At 70.7% G+C, this 22993-nt stretch carries 22 protein-coding genes and 1 tRNA gene; 11 read left to right on the top strand and 12 right to left on the bottom strand.

What is annotated here, in order from left to right; all coding sequences use genetic code 11:
• Nucleotides 1–255: 255 nt before the first annotated feature.
• Nucleotides 256–332 (top strand) — tRNA-Arg (locus WBG79_RS18815).
• Nucleotides 333–558: 226 nt separating this feature from the next.
• Here the strand turns inward: WBG79_RS18815 and WBG79_RS18810 are convergent.
• From WBG79_RS18810 to rsfS, 8 genes are all read right to left on the bottom strand, one after another.
• The gene (locus WBG79_RS18810; protein WP_337358717.1) at nucleotides 559–1545 is read right to left on the bottom strand and encodes an OmpA family protein; all 987 of its coding nucleotides are present in this window, start codon (nucleotides 1543–1545) and stop codon (nucleotides 559–561) included.
• A gap of 204 nt (nucleotides 1546–1749) precedes the next feature.
• Entirely contained in the window at nucleotides 1750–2931 is a 1182-nt protein-coding gene (locus tag WBG79_RS18805) for a divergent polysaccharide deacetylase family protein (protein ID WP_337358716.1), read from the bottom strand.
• A 193-nt stretch (nucleotides 2932–3124) separates the two neighbouring features.
• On the bottom strand, nucleotides 3125–4459 hold the full coding sequence (locus tag WBG79_RS18800) for a S41 family peptidase (protein ID WP_337358715.1): 1335 nt from the start codon (nucleotides 4457–4459) through the stop codon (nucleotides 3125–3127).
• Nucleotides 4456–5739 carry a murein hydrolase activator EnvC family protein gene (locus WBG79_RS18795; RefSeq protein WP_337358714.1) on the bottom strand — a complete coding sequence of 428 codons (1284 nt, stop codon included), beginning with the start codon at nucleotides 5737–5739 and terminating at the stop codon, nucleotides 4456–4458. The genes WBG79_RS18800 and WBG79_RS18795 overlap by 4 nt, the downstream gene beginning before the upstream one ends.
• A gap of 248 nt (nucleotides 5740–5987) precedes the next feature.
• Entirely contained in the window at nucleotides 5988–6659 is a 672-nt protein-coding gene (locus WBG79_RS18790) for a sulfotransferase family 2 domain-containing protein (protein WP_337358713.1), read from the bottom strand.
• Nucleotides 6660–6783: 124 nt separating this feature from the next.
• The gene (locus tag WBG79_RS18785) at nucleotides 6784–9423 is read right to left on the bottom strand and encodes a hypothetical protein (protein ID WP_337358712.1); all 2640 of its coding nucleotides are present in this window, start codon (nucleotides 9421–9423) and stop codon (nucleotides 6784–6786) included.
• A gap of 77 nt (nucleotides 9424–9500) precedes the next feature.
• Nucleotides 9501–9983, bottom strand: a complete 483-nt coding sequence (gene rlmH / locus WBG79_RS18780; RefSeq protein ID WP_337358711.1) for a 23S rRNA (pseudouridine(1915)-N(3))-methyltransferase RlmH — start codon at nucleotides 9981–9983, stop codon at nucleotides 9501–9503.
• Nucleotides 9984–10029: 46 nt separating this feature from the next.
• Entirely contained in the window at nucleotides 10030–10476 is a 447-nt protein-coding gene (gene rsfS / locus WBG79_RS18775; protein WP_337358710.1) for a ribosome silencing factor, read from the bottom strand.
• Nucleotides 10477–10683: 207 nt separating this feature from the next.
• On the opposite strand from rsfS, the gene WBG79_RS18770 reads away from it, so the two are divergent.
• From WBG79_RS18770 to WBG79_RS18760, 3 genes are all read left to right on the top strand, one after another.
• The gene (locus WBG79_RS18770; RefSeq protein ID WP_337358709.1) at nucleotides 10684–11193 is read left to right on the top strand and encodes an RNA pyrophosphohydrolase; all 510 of its coding nucleotides are present in this window, start codon (nucleotides 10684–10686) and stop codon (nucleotides 11191–11193) included.
• An 8-nt stretch (nucleotides 11194–11201) separates the two neighbouring features.
• A complete protein-coding gene (locus WBG79_RS18765) occupies nucleotides 11202–12440 on the top strand; it encodes an aminopeptidase (protein ID WP_337358708.1) in 1239 nt (412 codons plus the stop codon).
• 98 nt (nucleotides 12441–12538) lie between these two features.
• Nucleotides 12539–13837 (top strand): M24 family metallopeptidase, encoded by a 1299-nt coding sequence (locus WBG79_RS18760; protein ID WP_337358707.1) that lies wholly within the window; start codon nucleotides 12539–12541, stop codon nucleotides 13835–13837.
• 22 nt (nucleotides 13838–13859) lie between these two features.
• Here WBG79_RS18760 and WBG79_RS18755 read toward each other — a convergent pair whose 3' ends face one another.
• The 3 genes from WBG79_RS18755 to WBG79_RS18745 are packed head-to-tail and all read right to left on the bottom strand — an operon-like array spanning nucleotide 13860 to nucleotide 15910.
• A complete protein-coding gene (locus WBG79_RS18755; protein WP_337358706.1) occupies nucleotides 13860–14252 on the bottom strand; it encodes a response regulator in 393 nt (130 codons plus the stop codon).
• 22 nt (nucleotides 14253–14274) lie between these two features.
• On the bottom strand, nucleotides 14275–14826 hold the full coding sequence (gene hpt, locus WBG79_RS18750) for a hypoxanthine phosphoribosyltransferase (protein WP_337358705.1): 552 nt from the start codon (nucleotides 14824–14826) through the stop codon (nucleotides 14275–14277).
• Nucleotides 14774–15910 (bottom strand): DUF3426 domain-containing protein, encoded by a 1137-nt coding sequence (locus WBG79_RS18745; RefSeq protein WP_337358704.1) that lies wholly within the window; start codon nucleotides 15908–15910, stop codon nucleotides 14774–14776. Before WBG79_RS18745 ends, hpt begins: the two co-directional genes overlap by 53 nt.
• A 174-nt stretch (nucleotides 15911–16084) precedes the next feature.
• Between WBG79_RS18745 and ftsE the strand changes: the two genes are divergently transcribed.
• The 5 genes from ftsE (at nucleotide 16085) to WBG79_RS18720 (ending at nucleotide 20019) form a co-directional block, all read left to right on the top strand.
• Nucleotides 16085–16744 (top strand): cell division ATP-binding protein FtsE, encoded by a 660-nt coding sequence (ftsE, locus tag WBG79_RS18740; RefSeq protein WP_337358703.1) that lies wholly within the window; start codon nucleotides 16085–16087, stop codon nucleotides 16742–16744.
• 8 nt (nucleotides 16745–16752) lie between these two features.
• Entirely contained in the window at nucleotides 16753–17967 is a 1215-nt protein-coding gene (locus WBG79_RS18735) for a cell division protein FtsX (RefSeq protein ID WP_337358702.1), read from the top strand.
• A gap of 77 nt (nucleotides 17968–18044) precedes the next feature.
• A complete protein-coding gene (locus WBG79_RS18730) occupies nucleotides 18045–18701 on the top strand; it encodes a YdcF family protein (protein WP_337358701.1) in 657 nt (218 codons plus the stop codon).
• A gap of 34 nt (nucleotides 18702–18735) precedes the next feature.
• Nucleotides 18736–19515, top strand: coding sequence for a lysophospholipid acyltransferase family protein (locus WBG79_RS18725; protein WP_337358700.1), 780 nt, complete (start codon nucleotides 18736–18738; stop codon nucleotides 19513–19515).
• A 156-nt stretch (nucleotides 19516–19671) separates the two neighbouring features.
• Complete coding sequence (locus WBG79_RS18720; RefSeq protein WP_337358699.1) at nucleotides 19672–20019, top strand: hypothetical protein; 348 nt, start codon at nucleotides 19672–19674, stop codon at nucleotides 20017–20019.
• A 46-nt stretch (nucleotides 20020–20065) separates the two neighbouring features.
• Here the strand turns inward: WBG79_RS18720 and WBG79_RS18715 are convergent, their stop codons facing one another.
• Complete coding sequence (locus tag WBG79_RS18715; protein WP_337358698.1) at nucleotides 20066–20632, bottom strand: gamma-glutamylcyclotransferase; 567 nt, start codon at nucleotides 20630–20632, stop codon at nucleotides 20066–20068.
• Between the two features lie 201 nt (nucleotides 20633–20833).
• On the opposite strand from WBG79_RS18715, the gene WBG79_RS18710 reads away from it, so the two are divergent.
• Together WBG79_RS18710 and WBG79_RS18705 are read left to right on the top strand one after the other, a co-directional pair.
• A complete protein-coding gene (locus WBG79_RS18710) occupies nucleotides 20834–21910 on the top strand; it encodes a LacI family DNA-binding transcriptional regulator (RefSeq protein ID WP_337358697.1) in 1077 nt (358 codons plus the stop codon).
• The gene (locus WBG79_RS18705; RefSeq protein ID WP_337358696.1) at nucleotides 21907–22914 is read left to right on the top strand and encodes a substrate-binding domain-containing protein; all 1008 of its coding nucleotides are present in this window, start codon (nucleotides 21907–21909) and stop codon (nucleotides 22912–22914) included. Before WBG79_RS18710 ends, WBG79_RS18705 begins: the two co-directional genes overlap by 4 nt.
• The last annotated feature ends 79 nt before the right edge of the window (nucleotides 22915–22993 follow it).

Below are 22993 nucleotides of genomic sequence, written 5' to 3'. Positions count from 1 at the left end.
GCCCCAGCGATCCCCAGGACCGCGCCTCGCGTAGAGACCCGCACAGACAACCCCATTCCCGCCAGGTCCTCATGCTCCCATCCGGTTGAGACGGGATTGTGACCACAGCCCGCCCGACCGAGGGCGGGGAGCGACCACCGCCGAGGGCTGCACAGGGCAGCGATTTGTGCTATTCACCGCCCCTGACGGCGTCCCGGGACAAGGCCGATGCGATGCGGCCGAGGACCGGAGAGGCGCCGTGCACCGGCGTCCAATCTCCCGGTAGCTCAGCAGGATAGAGCACAGGTTTCCTAAACCTGGGGTCAGGGGTTCGAATCCCTTCCGGGAGGCCATCGACTAAGGTGTCTGGTCCGGACACGGAAGCGGCGGGTCGGTGCGCCTGCACGGCGCCCACCTCGCGCCGAACGAGGTATCACTCCGCGCGCATCCCTGTGACTCTACCGGCCGCGGCACGGATCGTACCCCGCTGCGGCCTCGACGGCCTCCCGCTGACCCAATCAGGTGGAGCGGCCGGCGGGATGCAACGGGGTGTTTCACCCTCCGCGCCGCCCTTGGCCCTCAGTTGAACGTCGTCACGGTGCCCCACCACTTGTAGAGGCTGACCTCCAGGGCCCCTCCGGCGAGCGGGATGTCGAACACGCTCAGCTGCGGCTTGGTGGCGTCAGCGTCGACCCCGAGCGCTTCGCGCGATGTCTTGACGAGTTCCGCGACCTTTTCCCATTCGCCGGGCTTGAGCTTCGCCGCCCCCTTCAGGACCGCCGCCGCCTTGCCGCCGTCCTTGACCACTTCGGCCAGCTTGGCGATCGCCGGGATCTTGCTGACACCCTTGACCGCATCGCCCCAGCGGCCGCCGAGGCTCACGGCGAAATCCCAGCCGTCGAACTTCGTGCCGACAAAGCCGCGCTTGTCCGTGCCGCCATACGCCATGATGAAGACGACATTGCCCCCGCCGCCCAATCCCGGGCCGAGCGTCCAAATCCTCGCCTCGACATGAACCTGATCGTCGTAGTCGTCGACAGAGAACAGGTATCCTTCGAGAGTTTGAGTACCGCCGATCAAGATGCCGCCGAACTTGACGCCGAGGCCGAAATACATCTTGGGCAACGGGGCCGGCATGGACGGAGGCCGCCGAATCTGGGGCGGCGGGTCGGGCAGGACGACGACGCCCTGATGCAACTTGATCAGCACGGCACGCCAGAAGCCGTCGTTGTCGTCGACCGCGCCGCCGGACACGTTTTCGCCGTAGCTGGCCGTCAGGACGTTCGGCAGGGTCATCTGAACCTGCTGCTCGAGGAACGCCTTCACCGCATCCGCGCGGGCCTGACCCAGTCGCTCGTTCAGCGCCGCCGCACCGAGCCGGCTCGCGAGGCCTCCGATCTCGACGATGTAGCCGCCCTGTCCCCGCAAAATGGGAACGACGTTCCGGTTCAGCCAGTCCTGGTGTGCCGGGCGCAGAGTAGATCCGCCCGTCGAGAAATTGCAAAATCGAGCACTCGGTTCCTCTGGAGTCGACAGCCAATAACTGCTTTCAATATCTTTTGCCATATGTGATCCCCGTAGCAGGAGAGTTCAGAACCTACGGGAGTTCCGTAAGGATACGGAATGAAATCCTTGTGACCTCCTGACGATCGAAAGACCCAGGGGTCGAGGCCGCGGTCGCGGTGAAGGCTCGCCCGGTCCGGTTCGCGCCTGCGAAGCCGACCCGACGATCGGTCCTGCGGGCGTCTTCCGTCCCGCCGCCCCGCCTGCCTATCCGGACTGCCCGTCGCGCGCCACGCTGCTGGCCGGCACGATGACCACGCCGCGGCTCTCCAGGGTCTTCGACCAGTCCGAGAGCTTGCGCAGCGAGATCGGCAGGGCCGATGCGAAGCCGACCGCCACGCCCTGCTGGCGGGCGATGTTCTCGAGCTGGGTCAGACGCGCGTCGATGGCGGCCTCGGTCGCCACCGCGTCGATCACCACGTCGGTGCGCGCGAAGGGCAGCCGCGCCGCCCGGGCCGCCACCTCGGCGACCGACCGCCCCGACGAGCCGTCGTCGAGATACATGATCCCCCGGGCAGACAGTTCGCGGAAGATGGGCGTCAGGCGGGCCTCCTCGGCCGTGAACCGCGCGCCCATGTAGTTCACCACCCCGACATAGTTCGTCAGGCGGGACAGGATCCAGTGCATCCGCTCGATGTTCTGCTCCGCCGTGAGGCCGGTCAGCAGCGTATGCGGGCCCGGGTCGTTGTCCGGGTAGTCGAACGGCTCCATCGGCAGCTGCAGCAGCACCTCGTGGCCGTCCTGGCGAGCCCGCTGCATCCAGCGGTCGAGGCTCGCCCCGTAGGGCGCGAAGGCGAGCGTCACGTCGGCCGGCAGGAGCCGGATCGCCTCCTGGGTGCCGGTCTGGCTGAGCCCGAGGCCGCCCACCACCACCACGACCCGCGGCGTCGCGGCCGGCCGCTTCTGGGCCGGGCGCGCATAGGCCTCGAGCGCCCGCGTCCCGTCCTGGGCGATGCGCGGCAGCGGCCCGAACTTGCCCTTGTCGGTGATCTTGGCGACCGGCACGCCCGTGAGCGGCTGCCCCTCCGCCGGGAGACCGGGACGCTTGCCGGGCTCCATCGGGGTGAGCACCGCCTTCTGCCCCTCCGGGGGCCTTGCCTCCGTCAGCGAGGCGGGTCCGCTCGGCGGCGCCTCGGCGCCGTGCGCCTCCCCGGCCTTCGGCTTGTCGCCCACGGCGACGTCGGCCTGCGTGACCCCGCCCTTGCCCCGGTCGATGCGCGCCACGGCGGTCGGCTCCCCCCCGAGCGTGTCCGGGAAGAAGGCCGTCCACAGCGCCGCGCCGCCGATCATCGTCGCGATGAGGCCGAGGCCCACGAGCCCGAGGGGCCAGCGTTTCCAGTTCAGCCTCTTGGACCGCAGGCCGAGGGGGGCGTGCAGATCGTCGCTCATGAGCGCATCCGCTCCAGGGGACCTCGTGACGGAGCCCGGAATCGAGAGCCGCCGGACGCGGGAAGCGTGCCGGCGGCTCGTCGTGTCCGGGTTGCGACGCCCCGGGGCGGGGCGCCGAATCACCCGAGCCGGGCCTCGCCGCCAGTGTCCCGCATTCCGGACCGGAAACGAAGCCCGCTCTCGCGGGATGGTATCAGTTCGGTATCGACGCCTTCGGATTGGGCGGGAAGTTGGCGTTCACCTGGATACCGCGCAGGAGGTCGTAGGCAGTGTTCAGCGCCTTGTCGTCCTTCGGGTCGGTCGGCACGTAGGCCTGGCTTCCGGACTTCTCCTCGACGCCCTCGCCGGTGTTCTTCAGGTGGCCCTTCAGGCCCGCCTCGCCCTTCGTGTCGTCCTTGCCCTTCAGTTCGGGCGGCGGCTCCTGCATCACCTCGATGTCCGGATCGATGCCCTTGGCCTGGATGGACCGGCCGGCCGGCGTGTAGTAGCGGGCCGTCGTGAGCCGGATGGCGCCGTTCGCCCCGAGCGGGATGATGGTCTGCACCGACCCCTTGCCGAAGGACCGGGTGCCCAGGATCGTTGCCCGGCGGTGGTCCTGCAACGCGCCGGCGACGATCTCCGACGCCGAGGCCGACCCGCCGTTGACCAGCACGATCACCGGCTTGTTCTTGGCCAGGTCGCCCGGCCGGGCGTTGTAGCGCTGCGTCTCCTCGGCATTGCGGCCGCGGGTGGAGACGACCTCGCCCTTCTCCAGGAAGGCGTCGGAGACCGAGATCGCCTGGTCGAGCAGGCCGCCGGGATTGTTTCGCAGGTCGAGCACGAAGCCCTTGAGCTTGTCGGCGCCGACCTCCTTGGTGATCCGCTCGATGGAGTCGCGCAGGCCCTCGAAGGTCTGCTCGTTGAACTGGGTGATGCGGATGTAGCCGATGTCGCCCTCGGTCTTCGACCGGACCGACCGGATGCGGATGACGTCGCGCACGATCTTGATCTCGACCGGGTCAGAGACACCGTCGCGCTTCACCGTGAGGGTGATGGCCGAGTTGACCGGCCCGCGCATCTTGTCGACCGCCTGGTTGAGCGACAGCCCCTGCACGCTCTCCCCGTCGAGATGCGTGATGATGTCGCCGGCGCGCACGCCCGCCCGGTGGGCCGGGGTGTCGTCGATCGGGCTCACGACCTTGACGGCGTTGTCCTCCATGGTGACCTCGATGCCGAGGCCTCCGAACTCGCCGCGGGTCTGCACCTGCATGTCGCGGAAGTTCTTGGGCGACAGGTAGCTCGAATGCGGATCGAGGGAGGTGAGCATGCCGTTGATGGCCGACTCGATCAGCTTGGCGTCGTCCGGCTGCTCCACGTAGTCGGCGCGGATGCGCTCGAAGACGTCCCCGAACAGGTTGAGCTGGCGGTAGGTCTCGGCCCCGGCCGCGAGGGCGGTGCCGGTCAGGAGTTGCTTGCCTTGGGTCACGCCGATGACGGCGCTGGCGCCGACCAGCGCGCCCATGAACACGAGGGAAACTTTCCGCATCATCCGCGAACCTTTTCGTCACGAGATTGGGCCCACCACGGGGTGGGGTCGATCGACGAATTCTCTTTCCGGAACTCGACGTACAGAACAGGCAGGGTCGCAGACAACTCCGTCAGACCGGACCCGGGGGCGGAGACGCCGATCGCGGCACTCGCCACCCTTCTGGCGCCCATGGCGCCGACCGGTTCCCCGGCGAGGACGAATTGACCCATCTCGACGTCTATGCGGTCCAGACCTGCCAGGACCACATGATATCCGCCGCCGCCATTGATGATCAAGACCTTGCCGTAAGACCGGAAAGGTCCCGCGTAAACGATCCAACCGTCGCAGGGGCTGGCCACGCGCGCCTCCGCGCGGGCGGCGATCTGGATACCCCGCATGGTGCCGCCGAGGCCGTCGTCCTCGCCGAAAGCCTTGATTTGCTGGCCCGCCACCGGCAGCGGCAGCAGGCCGCGCGCCTCCGCGAAGGGAACCGCCGGCTGCATGCGGGACGGGTCCCGCAGCGCCGGCGTCACGGACTTTTGACTGCCGTCCGGTCTCAGCTTGGCGACCTCGTCCGCCTTCCGTGCCGCCTCGGCCGCCTTGCGGGCACCCTCGATCTCCGTCTCCAGGCGTGTGATCAGGTCTTTCAGGGATCCGGCGCGGCCCGCCATCTCGGCCGCGCGCCGCCGCTCCTCGTCGAGCCGGCGCTGCTGGTCGGTCTTGACGCGCTTGCGCTCCTCCAGAAGCTGTTCGAGGCGGTTCCTCTCCTCCGCAATCGAGCCGAGATCGGCGCGGAACCGGTCGCGTTCCGCCGCGGACCGGTCGCGAAGGCGGATCAGCCGCTCCAGGTCGGCGACCAGCCGCTCGGCCTCGAGCCGAAGCTCGGGCAGCAGCGCGCCGACCAGGATCGCGCTCCTCACGCTCGCCAGCGCGTCCTCGGGCCGGACCAGCAGCGCCGGGGGCGGCTTCCGGCCGATTCTCTGCAGGGCCGCCAGCACGTCCGCCGTGACCGCCCGCCGCGCCGCGAGCGACCGCCGCACCGCGGCCGCCTCGGTCTCGACCCCGGCGATGCGCGCCTCGCTGGCAGTGAGGCGGGTCTCCAGGTCCTGAATCCGCGTCGACGTGGCCACGAGCTGCTCGGTGATGCGCACCCGGTCGCGCTCGAGTCCCTCGATCTCCTGCCGGATCTCGGCGGCCCGCTCCTCCGAGACCCTGATGTCCCGCGCGATGGCGTCCAGTTCGCCCTGCGTCTGGCGCTGCCGGTCGGCGATCTCTGCGGCCGGGTCCTGCGGTGGCCCCACCGGGACGGCGTTCGGCGAAGACGGAGTCACCTGGGCGACGGCGGGCCCGATCCCCGGCCAAGCGTCGACAGCGCAAGCCGTGACCACCGGCCACAGGAGGACCCGCAGAGCTTCCCGCGCGACCCGCCTCACCTCCGCTTCACCCCATCGACCACGCGATGACCATCCGAATCGGTCGGCCCCGCGTCCGACCGCCCCGTCCCGAAGGTAATCTGCCCCCCAATATGGTCAAATGAGGGTTGGAGCGCTCAGCCGACCCGCATCGCCGGTTCCCGGACCGCAGCCGCGGGGAGCCGCCCCGCACCGGTCCAGGCCCCGTATCCGAAGCGCTCGAAGTCGGCGGCGTAGTGATTCCGGATCCGGGCGAGGCAGTCCGGTCCGACATCGGCCCGGACGTCGGCCCCGACATTGACCCGGTCGGCCGAAGGCGGACGCGGCAGGCCGAGCACCTCGGAGATCCGAGAGATCACCGGCGCAAGTCCGTCCTCGTATCGGAACACCTCGGTCCCGGGCTCGACGAAATTCACCTGTGGCCGGAGGTGATTGTCCTTCACGTAAGGCTCCTCGCGGGAGCGTCGGAGGAAGAAGTCGAGCCAGATGGCGAAGTCCGGGATCGCCACTCCGGCCGCCAGCACGCTGCGCATGTGCATGCGGTATTCGCTGAGGATCCGGTCCACCGGGTGCCGGACCACCGTGACCCTGAGGTCGAAGTAGCCGTCCGCGAACAGGTGCCGCACCGCCTCGGCATGGAAATGTTGCGGCGAGCAGGGAAATCGATGGGGCGACGTCCCGTGCAGTTGTGTCGAGAGAAGGCTTACTCTCACATCGGTTTTACGGAATGCGTTCGCAATTGCCGTTCCTCCCGTCTTCGGAATATGCATGAAGAGCACATTGATTCCCTTACGGGACATGATGGGCATTGCGCTGTCCTGCCGAAGGTCATGCGTCAGACCACGCAGGAATACTTCATGAGATCCTGACGTTAGGTAAATTTCACAGAGGTCCCCGCCGACTCCGGAGGGGGCGACGGGTCCAGGGGCCCCCTCAGTCCTCCGGATCCCGCCCGAACCCGTTGGCGCGGAACGTCGCTTGGATCTCCCGCCAGGGCCGTCCCGGCAGGCCGGTGGCCGGCGCGTCCGCCTTCGGCAGCGCCGAGAGCGTTTCCTGGACGGAGTGGTAGCCGAGGGCCCGGTACACCTCGAACTGCTCCTCGGAGAAGAACTGGTCGGCCGTGGTCTCCTGCGGAAACGCCGGGTAGCGCTTCTCGTAGTCGAGCATGTAGATGCGCTCGTCCCCGGTGAGCACGGGCTTCAGATACAGGATGTAGCCCGTCTTCTTGGGCAGGACGGCTCCGGTGGCCGGGTCCTGGCGCTCCGGGTAGAGGATCTCGCCGAACATGCCGTGGGCCCAGTCCGGGCTCCGTTCGTCCGATCCGCCCGCCTGCTTGCGGGCCGCAGCGAGGTCGGCGATCTCCCGGACGGGCAGGCGCAGCCGGACCCCGAGGTCCACGCGGGCGAAGAGCTCCAGCGCCACCAGGGACGAGAAGGCCAGCCCGGGGTCGCACTCGGCGTCGGCCACGACGATCAGGTCGCAGCGCCGCTGGAGCAGCGAATAGAGCCCGAGGTTCTCGATGTGGCCGCCGTCCGACAGGTTCACCTTGGGACGCGTCTCGTCCAGGAGCCCGAGCAACTCCAGGGCGCTGTAGCCGAACCGCCAGTCGCTGAGCAGGCCCGTCCGGATCGCCTGGGGCTGGACGACGGTCTTCGGGTTCGTCGCCCAGTAGCTGAGGCGTATGTTGAGGAGCGCGAGCGTCGGCGCCAGCAGGGCCCGCCCGATCCGCCCCATGGCCGGCGCCACGGCCGCGCCCGAGATCGCCACCGCCGTGGCCAGGTCGAGCGTCGGCTCCTTCGCCTCGTAGTCCGAGGTGCGCGCGAACCCGGTCGCGCTGCTGCCGACCACGTCGGGCGTGAAGACGAAAACGTCCGCGTTGCGGCCCCGGCGGTTCTCCTTCTCCGACCCCTGGATGTTCACGGCGGCGTTGATGATCGGATAGGGGCGGGCGGCGGCGAGCGAGGACAACAGAACGCCTTTCCCGTCCTTGCCGCGATAATTGAACGCCTCGCCGAGGCGATCGCGGTAGAGCCGATGGAGCGAGTTGGCGTTCTCCGAGAAATACGCGCTCAGCCCGAAGAGCGCGGCTCCGACGACCATGAACGTCAGGCCGGCGGCACGGCCCGTCGGCAGCGGAAAATCACCGATCCTGGCCGTCTGGTCCGTCACGCCCAGGCCGATGATGACCGTCCACAGGTAGGCGAGATAGATCATGGCCGGCAGCGCCGCAGCCGCGGCGATGAGGGCGGCCGCACCCGCGGCCTGCTGGGGGATCGCCTTCCAGCCCGGCTTCGCGAGCGTCGATTCCAACAGCCCGAGGATCGGCTTCCACGTCGCGGCCACACCGGCCGCGGCGGCGGCCGCGGCCGACACGAGCCGCGTCAGATCGAGGACGCCGTTTCCGGACGGAGCCAAATAGCGCAGCGCCAGCCGGAGCGCCGGATCCTGCATCTCCACGAGGGCAGTGCCGGCGACGACGATCAGGAGCCACTTGGTCCGGATGGCACCGGGCGACGAAGTCACGGGCGTGTCCAGGTCCCTCGACGCCCCTCCCGCTCGCGAGGCGGCGATGGCCCAGCCGACCAGCCAGACCACCGTGAGGGCCGCCAGGGTCTTGGTCAGCACGTAGTCCGTCCCGAACACCGAGAACAGGGAGGGACTGCCCAGGAGCGAGACCAGGAACGATTTCGTCAGGTCCTCTTGGCTGGGGTCGGCGAGGAGCGTCAATCCGGCCGCGAGGAAGACGAGGCTCGCCACCACGACCGCATTCACGGCCAGGCCGCGCAGGATGATCCCCGCGGAGACGACCAGGTCGCCCCATCCATTGGGCATCAGGTAGCGGCACTTGTCGCGGATGGCGCGCACGGCCTCGTTGTCGGCCACGTCCGACGGCGGCAGGTCGTTTCCCGGGGTCGCGGCGGGGGGCGCCGCCGGGGGCGATGGGTCGGCCGGCGCGCCGGGTCCTCCTTCGGGGGGCGGGGCAGCGGGCGGCGCGGGGACCGCGACGGCATTCCCCGGGGCCGCCGCGACCACCGCCGCATGGACGCCCGGGACGGTCCCGACGGTCGCGCCGCCGGTGCCGAACGGGAAGCCGCCGCCCCGATGCAGGGCCGCCGTCAGCGCCGCCCCGATGTAGCCGCCGCCCGACACCATGGACAGGTAGTCGATCCGGTCGAAGGCCTTGCGGTCCGCCAGGGCCTGCAGCACGCCCAGCCCGAACGCCGCGGAGCGGATGCCGCCCCCGGAGAGCGCCAGGCCCGCGACCGGGTTCTCGAAACCCCGGTCCGGACGAACGGGCCTCGCCGTGGCGTCCGCTTCGGGCGGCGGTGCCTCCTTCGGGGGCCCGGCGGCGGCGGCCTCGGCCGTCTTCCGGCGTCTCGACCGGGCGGGCGCCGGGGCCGGCTCCGGCAATCGCGCCCGGGCATCCTGGATCTGCTTCCTTTCGCCCGCGAGCACACGACTGAGCGTGAGGGGGCCGGCGTCGGCGCCGCCGGACGTCGCGCCCTGGTCTCCCGAACCGCCGGTCTCCGCCCGCCCGCCGGCCGGCCCCTTGTCGCTGCCGATGTCCGTCATGGTTGGCCTCCCTGGCGAGATGATCGCTCAGGTAGTTCGGCGCCGCAAGCGGCTTCGCGCGTCGCCACGGCCGTCCCTCAGGCCCGGTGGTAGGGGTGCCCGGAGAGGATCGTGATGGCGCGGTAGATCTGCTCGGCCAGCATCAGCCGGACGAGCTGGTGGGGCCAGGTCATCGCCCCGAAGGCGAGGAGGAGGTCGGCGCGGGCGCGCAGGGCCGGGCCGTGGCCGTCGGGACCGCCGATCGCGAGCACCAGGTCCGCCGTGCCCTGATCGCGCCGGGCGGCCAGGAAGGCGGCGAAGTCGGCGGAGGAGAGCATCCGGCCCGTCTCGTCGAGGGCCACCAGGGCGGCGCCGTCCGGCACCTGGGCGAGGAGGGCCGCGGCCTCCTCGGCGCGCCGATCCTCGGCACGGGCGGACCGGCCCTCCGGGATCTCCACGAGGTCGAGACGGGACAGGCCGAGCACGCGGCCGCTCTTGGCGGCGCGATCCATATAGCGGTCCAGGAGCCCCCGCTCGGGACCGGCTTTCAGGCGACCGACCGCCGCTATCCGGAGTCGCATGGACGATCCTCCGTCGGGACGGCGGGTATCGAGAACCGGCTCGGCCTCAGGCCTGGGTCGCGCGGCCGGTCGAAGGCTCGACCTGCCACATCTTTTCCAGGTTGTAGAAGCCGCGCACCTCGGGCCGGAACACGTGGACGATCACGTCGCCCGCGTCGACCAGCACCCAGTCGCAATGGGGCAGCCCCTCCACGCGCAGGTCGCCGTGGCCGGCGTCCTTGAGGTCGCGGAGGAGACGGTCCGCGATCGCGCCCACATGGCGGTGCGAACGCCCGGAGGCGACCACCATGGTGTCGGCGAGCGAGGACTTGCCCCGGATGTCGATGGAAACGATGTCCTCGGCCTTCGACTCCTCGAGGCTCGCGAGGACGGCTGTTGCGAGATCGTCGGCCCGGATCCCCTCGGAACCCGGCGTCGGCGAGGGACGCGTCTGGCGGACGGTCGCCGCCTGCGTCTCGATTGCCATGGCCAGTTGCGTGATCTCCTCGATCATGCGGCCTCGTCGGCGACGAGACCGGCGGTTCTGCTCCCGCAAGACAAAGATAGGAGCGGAGAATTAACGGTTTCAAGACGGATGTGGTTTCCGGCCGCCGAATCCGGTCCGAATTCCGCATGCTGCGGCGCGGCGGAGCCGGCGTGACGGATGCCGCCGGATGGGCTATCGATCGGGGACCGAGCCCCGTCGAGCCGAGGACCGCCCGTGACCCCGGAAGAGTTCCAAGCCCTGCCGTACCGTCCCTGCGTCGGAATCATGCTCCTCAACCGGAACGGGCTCGTCTGGATCGGTCGCCGCGCCAACGAGGGCCTCGTCGAGCACACCGCGCCCGGCCACGAGTGGCAGATGCCCCAGGGCGGCATCGACCCGGGCGAGGATCCGGTCGAGGCGGCGAAGCGGGAACTCTGGGAGGAGACCAACGTGCGCACCGCGACCCTGATCGCGGAGGCGCCGGACTGGTACGCCTACGACATCCCGCGCACGGTGGTCGGCGAGCGCTGGCGCAACAAGTGGCGCGGCCAGACCCAGAAGTGGTTCGCCTTTCGCTTCGAGGGCGAGGAGAACGAGATCGACATCCTGAACCCGCCGGCCGGCGAGCGCGAGTTCGCCGAATGGAAGTGGGAGCGGATGGATCGCCTGCCCGAGCTGATCATTCCTTTCAAGCGGCCCGTCTACGAGAAGGTGGTCGAGGCCTTTCGTCCTTTGGGAGCATGAGACCCGCCATGAGCAGCAATCAGGACTTCGAAGCCCGCCTCGACAAGCTTGCCGAGGTCGCCGTGCGGGTCGGGCTCGGCTCCGTGGCCGGCCAGGAGGTCATGATGACCGCCCCGCTCGAGGCGGTGCCGCTCGCCCGGCGCATCACCCACCACGCCTACAAGGCCGGCGCCACCCTGGTGACCGTGCTCTATTCCGACGACGTCGCCACCCTGGAGCGCTTCAGGACCGCGTCGGACGAGAGTTTCGACAAGGCCGCCGGCTGGCTCTACGAGGGCATGGCGAGCGCCTTCCGGTCCGGCGCCGCGCGCCTCGCCATCGTGGGCGAGGACCCGACCCTGCTCTCCGGCCAGGACCCCGCCAAGGTCGCGCGCGCCAACCGGGCCCGCTCCACCGCCTACCGCCCGGCCCTCGACCTGATCGCCCGCTCGGCCATCAACTGGACGATCGTCTCCGCCGCCACCCCGGCCTGGGCCCGCACCGTCTTCCCGGACCTGCCGGAGGACGAGGCCGTCGCCCGCCTGTGGGACGCCATCTTCGCCGCCTCGCGCACCGACGGCCCCGACCCGATCGGCGGCTGGGCCGAGCACAACCGCCTCCTCGCCGAGCGCACCGGCAAACTCAACGCCAAGCGCTTCGCCGCACTTCGCTTCAAGGGACCGGGCACCGACCTCGAGGTCGGCCTCTGCGACGGCCATCGCTGGGCCGGCGGGGCCGGCAAGGCCGAGAACGGCGTCACCTACAACGCCAACATTCCGACCGAAGAGGTCTTCACCACCCCGCACCGTGACCGCGTCAACGGTCACGTCAGCGCCACCAAGCCGCTGAGCTACCAGGGCACCCTCATCCGCGACATCGCGGTCCGCTTCGAGGGCGGCGCCATCGTGGAGGCCCGCGCCGCCACGGGCGAGGACGTCCTGAAGAAGGTCCTGGAGATCGACGAGGGGTCCCGCCGGCTGGGCGAGGTCGCCCTCGTCCCGCACGCCTCCCCGATCTCGACGAGCGGCCTCCTCTTCTACAACACCCTCTACGACGAGAACGCCGCCAGCCACATCGCCCTCGGCCAGGCCTACGCCAAGACGGTGGAGGGCGGCGCCGAGATGGACCCCGAGACCCAGATCCGCCACGGCATCAACTCCAGCCTGATCCACATCGACTGGATGATCGGCTCCGGCGAGATCGACGTCGACGGCGTGAACCCGGACGGCACCGTCGAGCCGGTCATGCGCAAGGGGGCCTGGGTGTAGGCGGGGCCCTGTCGCTTTCGGGCCAGCCGACGGCGGGCCCGATCGCACGCACCGGACCTCACGCGTGCATGCTTCCGGAAAATCGGGAGGCCTGCTCCATGAGCCGCATCCTCGACACCGCCCGCGCCCGCGGGGCGCTGGATCCGATCCTGCTCGACCGCGCCGAGACGAGGACCGAGGCGCCGCCGCTCGGCCTCGACATCGCCGCGCGGATCGCCGAGATCGACGAGCCGAGGCTCCGGCGCGACAGGCTGGCCCGGCTCAGGGCCGAACTGGCGGCACGCGACTACGCGGGCGCGCTCCTCTCCGACCCGATGAACATCCGCTACGCCACCGGCGCGCGCAACATGGCGGTCTGGACCATGCACGCGCCCGGCCGCTACGTCTTCGTGGCGACGGACGGCCCGGTCGTCCTCTTCGAGTTCGGCACCACCCGGCACCTCTGGGACGGGCTCGGCCCGGTCGACGACCTGCGCACCTCCATTCCCTGGTTCTATTTCCTCGCCGGCCCGCGGACGCAGGAGAAGACCGAGCTCTGGGCGAAGCAGGTGATCGGCGTCATGGACGAGTTCGGCCGCTCCAACCGGCGCCTCGCCGTCGACCGGTGCGAGCCCTGGGGCGCGCAGCGGCTCGTCGACGCCGGCATCCGCCTCTTCGACGCCCAGGAGCCGCTCGAGATGGCACGGCGGATCAAGACCCCCGAGGAGCTGAAATGCATGCAGCTCTCCGTCGACGTCTGCGACATCGCGGTCGAGCGGATCCGCAAGGCGCTGCGGCCGGGCCTCACCGAGAACCAAGTCTGGAGCATCCTGCACGAGACGAACATCGCGCATGACGGGGAGTGGATCGAATGCCGCCTCCTGGCCTCCGGCGAGCGCACCAATCCGTGGTTCCAGGAATGCGGCAACCGGGTGATCGAGGCCGGCGACATCGTCGCCTTCGACACCGACATGGTCGGCCCCTTCGGGTATCTCGCCGACATTTCGCGCAGCTACGTCTGCCCCGACAGGCGGCCGACCCCGGACCAGCGCCGGCTCTACGAGATCGCCCAGGAGCAGGTGCTGACCAACATCGAGCTGATCCGCCCGGGACTGGGCTTCCGCGAGTTCTCGGAGCGCTGCTGGTCCGTGCCGGAGGCCTTCGTGCCGAACCGCTACATGATGATGATCCACGGCGCCGGCTTCGTCGACGAGTACCCGACCGTCGCCTACCTGCAGGACTACGACGACTGGGGCTACGACGGGATGTTCGAGGAGAACATGGTCGTCTGCGTCGAGAGCTACATCGGCGAGGTCGGCGGATCGCAGGGCGTCAAGCTCGAGCAGCAGGTGCTCGTCACCGCCAACGGCGCCGTGCCGATGTCGAAGTCGCCCTTCGTGGACGCGATGGAACCCTGAGGACCCGGATCCGGGGCCCCGCTCACGCCACCGCGGCGGCCGCCCCGTCCGAGGTCGCCAGCGCGCGTCCGACCGCCTTGCGGATGTCGGCGAGGCTGAAGGGCTTCAGGACCACGTCGCGCACGAGGTGGTCGAGCCCGTGGGCGCGCTCCCGCTGGTCCGCATAGCCGGTCATCAGCAGGATGGGCAGGTCGGGGAAGTCTCGCGCGGAGTTGAGGGCGAGCGCGATGCCGTCCATCACCGGCATCTTGATGTCGGACACGATCAGCGCGAACTCGCCCTTCTCGCGGTGCAGCACCTCGAGCGCGGTCGCGCCGTCCTCCACGGGCAGTACGCTGTGGCCGTCGAACTCGAGCGCGCGCTTCACGAAGGCGCGGACCGAGTCGTCGTCCTCGACGAGAAGTATGCGCGCCATGATCGGCTCCTGTCGGCGCGAATCAGCCCCCGTCAACTACATAACCGATGTACGGCAATTCGCGAAAGGCGTGGGCGGCGTCCATTCCGTAGCCCACGACGAAGCGGTCCGGGCACACGAAGCCGACGAAATCGGCCTCGATCGCGGCCGCGCGCTTGCCCGGCTTGTCGAGCAGGACCGCCACTCCGACCCGCGCCGCCCCGCGTTCCGCGATGGTCTGGCGTGCGAAGGCGAGGGTGCGGCCGGACTCCAGGATGTCGTCGACGACGAGCACGTTGCGGCCCGCCACCGCGGTTTCGATGTCGCGGATGACGGTCACCACCCCCGAGGACGTCGTCCCCGCCCGGTAGCTCGACAGCGACATGAAGTCGACCTCGGGCGAGATGCCGGCGAAGTAGAGGGCGCGGATCAGGTCGGCGGCGAAGACGAAGCTGCCCTTCAGGACCGCCACCACCAGCACGTCCTCGACGAAGCCCGCGCGGCGAATCTCCTCGGCGAGCGCCGCGTTGCGGGCCGCGATCTCAGTGGCCGGGTAGAGGGTCTCGATGCGGCGGTTGCGAATGGTTTCGGTCATTGGCGGCCTGGCGGCTCCTGCGCTCGGAGAAGCGGATCTGGACGTCCCGGGCGTCGTCGGGCGGCGCGGCGAGCTTGGTCCTGAAGCGCACGCTAGCACCCGGCGCGACCGTTGTGCTCTTCGGTTCGACGGACCAGGCATAGATTTCCTGGCCGTCGTCACCGCGCAGCGACAGCCGCACGCTCGGAACCGCGCGCGTCTCGCCCGAGACGTTGGCGATGGCGCCTTCGACGACGAGCACCTGCTGTCCGCTGTCCAGTTCCCGCAGCGTCTCGACGGACTGGAAGGCGAGCCCGCGCAGGTTGACCGGCAGCCCGATGGCACGGAAGAGGCCCGCGAGCGACGGGACGGCCTCCACGAGGCTCGCCCGCGCCAGGATGGCGCAGACCGGCAGGAGCAGCGCGACGCAGAGGATCCCGAGCCCGACATAGACCTTGGACTGGGTCCAGGCCGCCTTGACGTCCATCTTGGGGAGCTTGAGGCGGAGGGACGGCCGCGGCCGAGGCTTCGCCTTCACCTTGACGGTGGGCTTCTTGGCGACCGATTCGACGTCGATCGAGGCCGGGCCGGCCGGCGCCGGCGGAACGGCGGGCGGCTCCGGCTCGCCCGGGTCGAGCCAGTTCGCGGTCGGGGCATCCGCCACGGGCCCGGCCGCCGCGACGGGCGCCTCCGAGAACGCGATGTCGTCGAAGCCGTCGTCGACGGTCGCCACGTCCTCGGAAGGCGGCCCGGCCGCCGCGACCTGCGGTCCGGCCGCCGCAGGGGGATCCTCGAAGGTGACGGCCTCGTCCGGGGCCCCGGCGAGGCCGGCCAGCGGATCGGCGTCCTCATCCGGTCCGGGGTCCGGCCGGCCCTGTCGGCGGACGTCCTCCTCGGGCTCGCGCCAGGCGGCATCGCGATCCGCATCGGCCTGCAGGTCCGCGAAGGGGTCGGGTTCGGCGAGATCGTTGTCGTCGGAGTCCCCGGGCGGCGCGACGTGCCATCGCGAGCCGCAGCGCACGCAGCGGACCTGCCGCCCGGAGGCGCCGATCTTGGCGTCCGGGACGGTATAGCCGGTCTCGCAGGTGGGGCAGACGATGCGCATCCGCCGTGGAATTCCCTCGGGCGCTTGGTTTCGGGCACAACCCTGCCGCAAATCCGTTTCCTTTTCGGAAAGAGACGGCCGCCGGGTCTGCGTGGCAGGGCGCCCCGCTTCGGCTAGGATCGCGCGGCACGGACGCCGTCGCGAATCGCCGCGGTCGTCTTCGGAGAGCGTTTCTTGATCAAGTTCGAGAATGTCGGGCTGCGCTACGGGATGGGGCCGGAGATCCTCCGCGACCTGACCTTCGAGATCGGCCCGCGCACCTTCCAGTTCCTGACCGGCCCCTCGGGCGCCGGCAAGACGAGCCTGATCCGCCTCCTCTTTCTGTCGCTCAAGCCGACCCGCGGCCTCATCTCGGTCTTCGGCAAGGACACTTCCCGGGTCACGCGGGCGGACCTCCCGCCCCTTCGGCGCCGCATCGGGGTCGTGTTCCAGGACTTCCGCCTGCTCGACCACATGACCACCTACGAGAACGTCGCCCTGCCGCTGCGCGTGCTCGGCCGCGAGGAGGCGGAATACCGCGCCGACGTGGTCGACCTGCTCGGCTGGGTCGGCCTCGGCGAGCGCATGCACGTGCTGCCGCCAGTCCTGTCGGGCGGGGAGAAGCAGCGCGCCGCGATCGCCCGCGCGCTCATCACGAAGCCCGAGATCCTGCTGGCCGACGAGCCGACCGGCAACGTCGACCCGCCGCTCGCCCGCCGCCTCCTGCGGCTCTTCATCGAACTGAACCGCCTCGGCACCTCCGTGGTGATCGCCACCCACGACCTGACCCTGATGGATCAGGTCGACGCGCGCCGCCTGATCCTGTCGGACGGCCGCATCCAGATCGACGAGTGAGGCGCAGCATGGCGGAGCCGCCGGGCGGCGATCCGAAGACCCGCGAGGCGCAAGGGGACGACCCGGCTCGGCCCGCGCCGCGCGTCGCCGCGTCCGCGCCGCGCCCGCCCGATCCCAGGCCCGCCAAGCCGGCGGGCCCGCCGGCCCGGCCGGCCGACGAGACGAGGACGCCCCCCGCCCAGCCCCGGGCCGCCGCCCCCGCCCCGGCGCGCCCCCCCTCGCCCGCCCCGCCATCGATGCCGCAGCCCCAGGCCCGGGCCGCGGGGACGTCCGCGCGCCCCGAGGTCAGGCCGCGCAAGCCGTCCCCCGCCCCGCAGCGCTCCCGCGACCCCGGCGCGCCGATCGTCCCCTCCCAGTCCGTGGCGGGGCGCGCGCTGATCGCCGTCGTCGCCATCATGTGCTTCCTGGCCTGCATCGCCGCTGGGGTGCTGGCGCTCGTCTCGGAGGCGGCGCGCGGCTGGCAGCTCGACATCTCCCGCGAGGTGACCATCCAGGTGAAGCCCATGGAGGGGGTCGGCATGGAGGCGAACCTCCAGCGCGCGCTGGCGATCGCCCGCGAGACGACCGGCGTGCGGGCCGTCCGGCTCATGTCCGAGCGCGACAGCGCCCAGCTCCTCGAGCCCTGGCTCGGCGCCGGCCTGGACCTGTCCGGACTGCCTCTGCCGCGCCTGATCGTCCTGGAGCTCTCCGACCCCGCCTCCGCCGACCTGCACGGCTTGAGGAGCCGCCTCGACGCCGAGGTGAGGGGCGCGCTGCTCGACGACCACTCGATCTGGGCGGCGCGGCTGCGGACCATGGCGGGCACCATGGTGGTGGCGAGTTCGGTCGTCCTGGTGCTGGTCCTCGTCGCCATGATCCTGTCGGTCGTCTTCGCCACCCGGGCCGCGATGGCCGGGAACCGCGACGTGATCGAGGTGTTGCACTTCGTCGGCGCGGAGGATCGCTTCATCGCGCGGGAGTTCCAGCGGCATTTCCTGCTGCTGGGCTTCAAGGGCGGGATCGTCGGCGGGCTCGCCGCGATGCTGAGCTTCGCGGTCGCCGACTGGATCACCCGCGGCGCGCCGGGCAGCGCGCTGAGCGACCAGGCCCAGGCCGTCTTCGGCGGCTTCTCGGTCGGGCTCGCCGGCTACCTGGGGGCGGCGCTCCTGGTCGGCCTGGTGGCCATCCTGACCGCCGCGACCTCCCGCCTGACGGTCCGCAGCTATCTCGGTCAACTCGATTGAGGTCGGCCGCGCGGGCGGGTAGATGGTCCGGGAGGGACGCGGGCGGCTCGGAATCGGCGTCGGGGAGAGACGGGGACGTGACGGTCGGACGGGACGACGGCAGGGCGGACCGGACGGGAGCCGGCAGGCGGGAGCCCGGATGGGTCCGCTGGCTGCGCCGCGTCCTTCTGCTGGGCTTCGTCGCCGGCCTCGCCTTCGCGGCCGGCTTCGTCCGCTTCGCCGAGGTCGTCGCCGGCTATCCGGTCGTGGACGAGCCCGCGGACGGCATCGTCGCCCTGACGGGCGGACGTGACCGGATCCAGCTCGCCGTCGAACTCCTCGAACAGGGCCGCGGCCGCCGGCTCCTCATCTCGGGCGTGCACCCCGCCACCACCGCCGCCGACATCCGGCGCGAGACCGAGGCGCGGCCCCAGCTCTTCGCCTGCTGCGTCGATCTCGATCATCAGGCGGAGACGACCGTCGGCAACGCCCTGGAGACTGACCGCTGGGTTCGTCAGAACCAGTTCCGGTCCGTCATCGTGGTGACGAGCGCCTACCACATGCCCCGGTCGCTCGCCGAGTTGCAGAGCTCCATGCCCGAGATCCGCCTCCTGCCCCACCCGGTGAAGCGCCCGGAACTGGAGCTCGACCGGTGGTGGGCCCGCCCGCGCACCGTCAAGCTTCTCATGGCCGAGTACGTGAAGTATATCCTCGCCCGCGTCCGTCTCGGACTCGAGACCCTCGGCTGGCCGTGAGGCGCCGACCCTCCCCGCCCCGTCGATCCCACCGATGCTGATCCTGCGCTCCCTGGCGTTCAACGTCGCCTTCTACGCCAACATGATCCTCTGGATGGTGGCGATCGCGCCCGCGCTGCTGATGCCGCGCCCCGTCCTGTGGTGGCTCGTGCGCCACTGGTCGCGCCTCAATGTCTGGCTGCTCGAGCATGTGGCCGGGACGAAGGTCGAGGTCCGCGGCCTCGACAGGCTGCCGCCGGGGGGCTGCATCGTCGCCTCCAAGCACCAGTCGACCTTCGAGACGCTGTGCCTCTTCGATCTCTTCCACGAGCCCGCCTTCATCCTGAAGCGCGAACTGATGTGGATTCCCCTCTTCGGCTGGTTCGCGGCCCGCACCGGCATGATCCCGGTCGACCGAAACAAGGGCCGCGAGGCCCTGCGCGACATGACCCGCCGCGCGCTTGTTGAGATGCAGCACGGCCGCTCCATCCTGATCTACCCGGAGGGTACGCGCCGGCCGCCCGGCGCGGAGCCGGCCTACAAGATCGGCGTCGCGCACCTCTACCGGGAGACCGGCATGTCGGTCGTCCCGGTCGCGCTCAATTCGGGCCTCTTCTGGCCGCGGCGCGGCTTCCGGCGCCATCCCGGCACCCTCGTGGTGGAGATCCTGCCCCCGATCGGACCGGGTCTCGACATGGCCGGCATCATGGCGCGCCTGCAGGCCGACATCGAGGCCGCGTCGGACCGGCTCCTCCAGGAAGCGGTCGCCCGCGACCCCTCCCTGCCCCTCGGCCCCGACGCCCGTGACCGTCTCGCCACACTCCGGAGCGCCTGAGAGACTGCGGCAACACGTCGCATTCCATGGTCTCGATCTCGCCGGCCCGCGACGTCATCTAGAGGGGACGCCCGGCGAGGCCCTTCGTGATTCGCGCCTTGCCGGTTGCGGTCCGACGGCGAATGTTCTACATTCGTTCCGTTATTGGAGCGGGATATGCGCGGTACGGCACTGGTCATGGACGGCAGCCCCAGGACGGCTCGGGCGCTCGGCTTCGCCGATCGCTTCCGCTATTGGCGCGGCGCCTCCGGCCGGCGCTACCTCTTCTCGGCCGTGACGCCCGACAGCCTGGACGACCTCGTCAACGTGGTGGTGCTGACCACCGTGGACGGGGTCGACGGCGACGCCCGTGTCGCCTGGGTGGGCGAGATCGACGAGGGCGGCGGCCGTTGCGGCCGATCCTTCGCGGACGTCGCCGGGCGCGCGCGGGTCTGGGTGCATTTCCTGGCCGCCACCGGTCCGGAACGGCAGGCCGTCCTGCGCGACCTGACCGAAGCGGCCTGACCGTCGCGCCCCGTTCCGAATCGCCTCGCCCGAATCGCCCGGCCCCTCACTCCACGTCGTCGACGTCCGGCGCCGGCGAATGCCCCGGCCCGGCCCTGAGATCCCGCGCAATGGATTCCAGCACGGGATCCCGGATGCCGAGATGGGCGAGATGCTCGGCCGTGTTCAGCACGTAGTCCGGATTGGGTCCCGAGGCGCCGACGCCCTGGCGCACGAAGCGCGTCAGGGCGAGCCGATCGAGCTTGCCCGCATACTGTGGATGCGCCCGGTCGACCGCGTAGAAGACGGCCTCCACGAGCCGCCCGCTGCCGTCCGTCAGGCCGACGGGGCGCACCAGTTCCCGGTAGACCGCCGTGACCTGCTCCCGCTCGCGAAGGTAGGCGATCACGGCCGCCGCCTCGGCCGCCTCCACCCGGAACGCCAGCCCGCGGCAGGAGCCGCCCCGGTCGAGGCCAAGCACCAGCCCTGGCCGCTCGGGCGTGCCCCGGTGGTACCAGGAATAGACGCAGAGCGACCGGTGCCACCCGGCGAGCCGGGCGGGCACGGTCTCCACATGGGGGAATCCCGGCCGCCACATGAGCGACCCGTAGCCGAAGACCCAGAGATCGCTCATCGAACAAGGCCAGGACGGGAAAGCGTCCGACTATCAACTCGCGCCGTCCGACGCAAACCCGCAAGGCGTCGCCCGGGCCGTTGCCAACCTCCTCGGGCTGCTGTAAAACGATTTACGTAAAACGTTTCACGAGTACGCGGCCCGCCAGAACGAGGCCGAGGCTCGAGGGGAGGAGAGGCTCGGGCGACCGGGCCGCACGCCATGTCGCGATCGGTTCCGACCATCCGGGACGTCGCGGAGCGTGCCGGCGTGTCGCCCGGCACGGTCTCGAACGTGCTCGGCAACCGCAAGCCCGTCGATCCGGTGCTGGCCGAGCGCGTGCGCCGGGCCGCCGCCGAGCTCGGCTACCGGGTCCACCGCGCCGCCTCGCAGCTCCGCAGCGGCCGCACCAAGGTCGTCGCCGTCCTGGTGCCGGGGCTCGAGAACCCGTTCTTCACCGCCCTCGTCGCCGCCCTCGAGCGATGCACCCGCGCGGAGGGCTACGAGATCATCGTCGGCTCGGCCGGCGAGGATGAGGACGTCGAGGCGAACCGGCTCTCCGCCCTGCTCTCCTGGCGTCCCGCCGGCGTCGTCATCGTGCCCTGCCGCGACCGCTTCGCCACCCGTTCGCTCCTCGTCGAGGAGCGCGTCCCCTTCGTGGTGGTTGACCGCGTGGCCGACGACATCGAGGCGGACTGCGTGGCGATCGACAACGCCGCCGCCGCGGGCGCCGCCGCCGAGCACCTCATCGGCCTCGGCCACCGGGAGATCCTGGTCGCCGCCTCCACCAGCCAGGTCGCCAACATCCGCGCCCGTTGCGCGGGCATCCGCGAGGCCGTCGCGGGCGTGCCGGGCGGCACGGTCGAGATCCTGGAGCTCGGCCCGACCTTCGAGACCGCGGCCGAGCGCATGGAGGCACGCATGCGCGCGGGCCCGCTGCCGAGCGCCGCCATCGCGCTCACCAACTTCACCACCCTGGCGCTCCTCGGCAGCCTCACCCGCTTCGGCGTGCGCGTGCCCGACGACCTCTCGCTGGTCGGCTTCGACGACTACGCCTGGATGCAGGCGACCACGCCCTCGATCACGGCCGTGCGCCAGCCGATCGACCGCATGGCCGCGGAGGCCTGGCGCTGCCTGTCGGCCCGCATGGCCGGCAGCGACGCCCCGTGGCGGCGCGCCGAGTTCGCCGCCGAACTGGAGATCCGCCAGTCCACCAGACCCGCCGTGCCGGCCCCCGGGACGAGCCGGCGGGAAGGGAAGTCCGAGGTCCGAAGAGTCCAACAAGGGAGGACGACATGACCCGCATCGACCGCAGACAGCTCCTGAAGGGGGTCGCCGCCGCACCGGCAGCCCTCGCCCTCGGCGGCACCGCCGCCTTCGCGCAGGGCAAGGCGCAGATCGCCACCGTGGTGAAGATCGGCGGTATCCCGTGGTTCAACGCCATGGAGGTCGGCATCAAGAAGGCCGGCGCCGAGCTCGGCGTCGAGGCCTGGATGATCGGCCCGACCCAGGCCGACGCCGCCCAGCAGGTGCGCGCCGTCGAGGACCTGATCGCCCGCAAGGTCAACGTCATCTGCGTCGTGCCGAACGACGCGACCGCCCTGGAGCCCGTGTTCAAGCGCGCCCAGGAGGCCGGCATCAAGGTCATCACCCACGAAAGCCCGGACCAGAAGTTCAACGACTGGAACATCGAGCTGACCACCGTCCAGGGCTTCGGCGAGACCCACATGGAGGCGCTCGCCAAGGCGATGGGCGGCGAGGGCAAGTACATCCTCTACGTCGGCTCGCTGACCGTGCCGCTCCACAACAAGTGGGCCGACGCGGCGGTCGCGCTGCAGAAGGCCAAGTATCCGAAGATGCAGCTGGTCACCGACCGCTTCGGCGTCGCCGAGAGCCTGGACGACAGCTACAAGACCGCGCTCGACCAGATGCGCGCCAATCCGGACCTCAAGGGCATCCTCGCCTTCGGGTCGCAGGGCCCGATCGGCGCCGCCCGCGCGGTCGACGAGCGCGGCAAGGCCAACGCCATCGCGGTCGTCGGCCCCTTCTCGCCCGGCCAGGGCGCGAAGTTCATCAAGTCGGGCGCCATCCGGGAAGGCTTCATCTGGAACCCGATGCTCGCCGGCGAGACCATCGTGCGGGTCGGCCAGTTGCTCGCGTCCGGCAAGAAGCCGACCGACGGCATGGAGTTGCCGGGCCTCGGCAAGGTCTCGGTCAACGTCGAGACCCGCCAGATCCTCGCCCAGAAGCTCCAGCCCATCAACAAGGACACCATCGACGAACTGGTGAAGATCGGGCTCTGACCGGTCCCCGTCCCCCCGGCCCGAGGCCGGGGGGACGCCACCTCGACAAGGCCGTCCGGCACCGCCGGGCCGGCCCTGA

This window comes from Prosthecomicrobium sp. N25, assembly GCF_037203705.1.
In the GTDB taxonomy this organism is placed as follows: domain Bacteria; phylum Pseudomonadota; class Alphaproteobacteria; order Rhizobiales; family Ancalomicrobiaceae; genus Prosthecodimorpha.
This window is presented reverse-complemented; position numbering and strand designations above follow the sequence as displayed.